Genomic DNA, 4,875 nt, shown 5'->3' on the forward strand with positions numbered 1-4,875 from the left:
TTCAAATACTCACAGAGCTACTGTTCGAATTATTGAACATCTCAAGGGCCGAGCTGATGACTCACTCCAAGTGACGTTCCCACCAGCGCTACTCCAAGACAGGTCCGACCCGCTGAAGTCACCGGTGTCGGCGCAGCACACCTACGTTCTGGCAGTAGTCGGCTCTCGTGCAGGCACGAAGCTCTCCGTTCTGCCAGGATGCGGAATTCTGGCAGTAGACGATACCGGCGATGAGACACGAGCAAACGCGGGCCTCATCTCCGATTCCAGAGGCAGTCAACATGAACACCTGCCAGTGACAGAACTCATGCGATGGGCGATCAGCAATGCCGTCCCTTTCAAGGAAGGCATGCCCGCCGCCAGCTCTTGAAGCTTGGAGACGGTCCCCCAGGTCGGCGCCATTCCGGCCGGTAACCAGACGTTATGACAAGCTGACGATGCCGAGTTGTAGATTCCGCAAACTCGACCCCTCCCCCAACTGGTCGCACGTCGTCCGGCCTCGAACCGCTGGTGACCTGCGCGTGATTGACCAACAAACCGTCGCTTCAGCACCTGTTGGAGGTTGAACGCGGGACGAGTCCTGCATTTCGAATAATGCTTACGACGATGTGGCCGGCCGACGCTCTTTTAATAACCCCTGCGCACTGGCATATTGAGCGAATGAGCATTTCTGCTGTCTATGAGCTACCGCGTCCGATCTGGGTGTCTTGGGATGCATGCGGTCAGAACTTCGATACTCATATCGGTACGGTCCGAGCAACGGTGATCATGCCTAAGCTGCTATCACCGGCCGGGCTGGTCGGCCCACCTGAGCTAAGCGGTGTCCCCACTAGCGCTCTTAGTCCTGTAGTCGGCCACCGCCCGGTCTCACTTGAACACTACGACCGCAGCACTGCCGTCATTGATCCCGAGTGGGCAACGGAGTTCGCTGCCGACCATCCTCCTCGCGCGACCGCGGTGCGAGCGATCGGGCTGGAGCTGCATGGGATCTCGGCGTCCACCGAAGACGCGCATGGCGCTGATACGAACCAGATCGTTGACGCCGCAAGTCGCTGTCTGGACCTCTGGTTCGGCCAGATCGCTGAGTGGGTGAGCATCCTGACCGGCCAAGATTTGTATCACCGCGATCAACTATTCTCCGCGACACCAATGGCGCCAGGATTCCGGCGTTGGACAGGAAGCTGCTGGCAACCTGCTTCCGTTCGCTACACAATTCCGAATGTGGATCCCGTGGAGGTGACGGACCTTCGAGAGATTCTCGCCCGCCAACCCGATGAGAGCCCGCCATTGGAATGGCAGCTATTACTTTCCGGGTGTCTGGATGTAGACCGAGGCTACAACCGGCGCGCTGTTATTGAACTGGCTACAGCCGTCGAAGTAAGTCTGGCGTCCCGGGCGCATCGCAGCAACTCAACACAACCGCGGCCCGATCGCGGACCCGCAGAAAAATGGTCGAAGTGGCTTGAGAGGCACGACTCTAGCTACGCCGAGGACGATGACCTAAGGGCGGGAGTGGTCAAGGTGCGCAACGATGCGGTACACGAAGGAAGGTCTCCGTCGAACGGCCAGACCCGACGAGCCTACGAGTGCGCGCTTCGAATTGTGAAGGACAACGGACGGCCTCGCGCTCCTTGGCGTCAGCCCTGACACCCCCACTGCCCTGACATAGGTTGGGCGCAGGAGACTTAGCTGAGCCTGCAGAGTTCGTGCGGGAGTCGAGTCCCTGGCCAGGTCTAGTGCGCACGGTGCGCCCTTCGGTCGGTATGTGTAGGCGGCGGGGGAATGAAGGCGGTCCTGCCAGCGCCATCCCGTCACTTCTTCAGGACCGAGGTGCCAACCAGTCGTCGAAGTCCCGGAGGAATCGATCGACCTCGGAGTCGTTGCTCAGCAAGAGACGGACGTTGCCAACGCCGTGGTGGCCCTTACCTTGCAGGTCTTGGGCATTGGGCATAGAGGCAACTCGCTGCGGATCGGCTGGGAGCACCACCTCGAGGCGGGAGCGGTTCCGGATCAGGCTCAGGAAGATCTGCGAGCGCTCCCCTAACGGCGAGTGCGTGACGCCTTCGCGGCGGTAGCCGATGAACATACTGCGCATTACGTAGTGAAGCCCGGGATTGCGGATCCGGATCTCGTGATCCAGCCGCGCCGCGAGGACCTTCGTCGGCCCGTCCATGGCCGCGACGACCTCTGCGAAAACGCCATCCTCGACGTGCAGGACACGCGCGAGCAGGTCCTCAGGTGTGAGCCCTGCCAGTGCGGCTGCGTCTCTCAGGTACTCCTCGACGTCAGTCATGGTCCTAGCGCGGCGGCTTAAACGCTGCGATAATCGAGCGCGATCGTTCGCTGTCAAGGAGCATCTCGGTCGACGCCGTCTGGTTCGCCTCCGCCCGCAGCCTGCGCATGTCGTCCTCGGCTTGGTTCGCGCGCTTCACCGCATCGTCGATTCGGTTGCGTACATCCTGGCCCGGTACGGGGAGGCGCAGCTTGCGCAGTTCTTCCCAGCGCACCCTGGTTCGACCGATGCCGGTCGCGAGCAACAGCATCTCAGCTCGAGCTTCAGGGGATCGCACGAGCGCCCAGATGACGCTGGCGCTGAGATCGCTGCTCGGGCGGCAGACTGTGTACTCGTTTGTGACCACGAGGCCATCGAATTCATCCGGCACGACGGCAACCGCGCCGTGGATGGCATTGATGTGACTGAACACCAGCTCACCAGATTCGACACGCGTCAAAGTCTGCTTCGCGATGTCCGAGGTGGATACCTCATCTCCAGCCTCGCAGAAGCCGTCGTAGCGGACGCGGAGGTAGGTCACGAGGTCGTCGGTCGCTGAAGTGTCGATCTCCCTTTCCCCCCGATTGGCGTCAGTCACTGCGAGTTCGAGGAGTTCGCCGATCGGTTGAATTGTGAAGCCCGCCGCCTCCCAGTCGGGAACCCGCGATTCTGCTTCTGGCAGGCAGGCCTTCACATCGAAACGATCGGTGATTGCCGCCGCGCTCACAGTCCAGGGTGCAGCCTGGGGCTCACCTGCCTGGAACGCGCGGTACAGCGCGGTGACTCGTTCGATCTCCCGACGCGCCCGTTCACGGTTCTCGGCGTCGACGGGAAGTATGCGCTGGCGCGACGGGTCGTCGACGCCCACCCACGAGCAGTAGTACATGAACACATCGGGCTGCGCCTCATGCTCCGAGGTCTTCTTCTCGAGCACTATGAGCGAAGTCTTGACGCGCGCCTGGGACCGCTGGAACGCGTCGCCCGGGAGCGACACGACAGCCCGAACAATCCAGTTCCTGCGAATCCATTCACGCACCCGCTTGTGTCGAGGAGCTCCGAGGATGCTGTCGTCGACGACCGTGACCAGTCGGCCGCGCGGCCCGAGGAGGTCGTAGTAGCGCTCGAGGAACATGATCATCGAACTGAGAGATTTGAGTGGACGCTTCGCCCCGCCACTCGTGTCGTACGAGAGCACGTACTCGTTGAGCAGCTTCGCATCGCTCTCCTCATCGCGCGTGTATTCCTTCGCAAAGGGAGGATTGGTGAGGGCGACGTCAGCCAAGCCTGGCGGCTGAGACTCACCAGAGGCCATTCCCGCTTGCTTGACGCGCTTCCTGAACTCGGCCTTCTCCTGCACGATCTCTGGATCGTCGGTCGGGTTGGACGCGACGCTCTTATCCAGGGAATCGAGTTGGTAGACGCTCGTGCCGCCGTCCCCGTGGAGGTACATGTTGATCCGCGCGATGCGGGCGAGTGCCGGGTCGCGGGCGACGTCGACGCCAATCAGCGATCGCTCCGCGACCTGCATGCGGAGCTCTTCGCGGCGCTTGTTCGATAACGAGGTGTTGGCATTGATTTTGCCCCACATGTCGGCAAGCGCCTCAATCAGGAACCCGCCCGTCCCCGAGCACGCGTCGATGACCCGGTCGACGTGCTGGTCATCGGCGCGTAGCTGGGCAAGCCCGGTCGCGAGCTTCACGACACTGCGTGGCGTGAAGTATTGGCCGAGTGCCTTGCCTCGGAGGGTCGAGTTGAGGAACGTTTCGAACATGCGGCCGTTGAGGTCGGCGTCGATACTGATGAGGTCGACGTACTCGAGTCGTTCGACGAGAGCACGGAGCGTATCCGGGGAGAGCAGTAGCCGCTCGCCCTTCGGGAAGATGCGCTTCTTCCGGCCGTTTGTGATAGCGACCTCGAAGTCACTCAGCAGCCTCTGGAACAGAATGGAGTCGAGCGGGCTCGGCGTGTCGGCCTCGCGCGACTTGATCCACGCGGTCGAGAACTTCACGGACTCAGCCGGCACGACGGTGGAGCGGTCGTCCAGCTCCCGCGCGTCGGGGTTGGCATGCGCCTCGCGGTCCGAGTGGAGCTTGAGGAAGATGACCTTCACGAATTCCATGAAGGCCGCGTTGTAGCTCAGGTTGTCGCGCTTATAGATCAGCCGGTGAGCCCAGGCGAAGTCGGAGTTCAAATCGGAGACCGAGCGCCGCCGGAGGACGTGCTCGCCCTTGGCAGCGGGAACAGTCGCCGGCGCGGACTTGAACGCCCCTGGCGCAAGAAGGGCGCGGATCGTCGCGTACGCCTGGTTGCCGTCGACGAAGTCACCGAACGAGGCCTCGGCCAGGGGGGTCGCGTCGTCCCATCGGTACACCCGCGTGGTCACGCCGTTCGTCAGCATGAAGAACTCGACCGGGTTATCCGACTGGGTGCTGTTGAGCGCCAAGCAATAGCTCTGCGACTGTCCGACCCAGTCGTCGAGATTCTCTTCGACGCCCTTTGCCTCGCAGATCCACCGGACTTTCGCCCCCACGGTGATGGCGTAGTCGGGCCGCCACTTCTCACTCTTGCGGCCCTTTGAGTGTGCCAGTCTGAATTGGCCCCAC

3 protein-coding genes are annotated in these 4,875 nt (G+C 62.1%); 1 reads left to right on the top strand and 2 read right to left on the bottom strand.

Annotated elements, in window-relative coordinates; all coding sequences use genetic code 11:
* Positions 1-370: hypothetical protein (locus G6027_RS18445; RefSeq protein ID WP_206682497.1), on the top strand; the 370-nt coding region annotated here is incomplete at its 5' end.
* Positions 371-1,819: 1,449 nt separating this feature from the next.
* On the opposite strand, the gene G6027_RS15190 is transcribed toward G6027_RS18445, so the two are convergent.
* Together G6027_RS15190 and G6027_RS15195 are read right to left on the bottom strand one after the other, a co-directional pair.
* Complete coding sequence (locus G6027_RS15190) at positions 1,820-2,293, bottom strand: hypothetical protein (RefSeq protein ID WP_182637902.1); 474 nt, start codon at positions 2,291-2,293, stop codon at positions 1,820-1,822.
* A 4-nt stretch (positions 2,294-2,297) separates the two neighbouring features.
* The coding region (locus tag G6027_RS15195) for an N-6 DNA methylase (protein ID WP_194306714.1) at positions 2,298-4,875 on the bottom strand (2,578 nt) is incomplete at its 5' end.

Source organism: Dietzia sp. SLG310A2-38A2, from assembly GCF_014145095.1.
Lineage (GTDB): Bacteria > Actinomycetota > Actinomycetes > Mycobacteriales > Mycobacteriaceae > Dietzia.

Excerpts from the sequence above, each read along its gene's own strand:
- G6027_RS15190 (WP_182637902.1), bottom strand. The coding sequence starts at position 2,293 with ATGACTGACGTCGAGGAGTACCTGAGAGACGCAGCCGCACTGGCAGGG.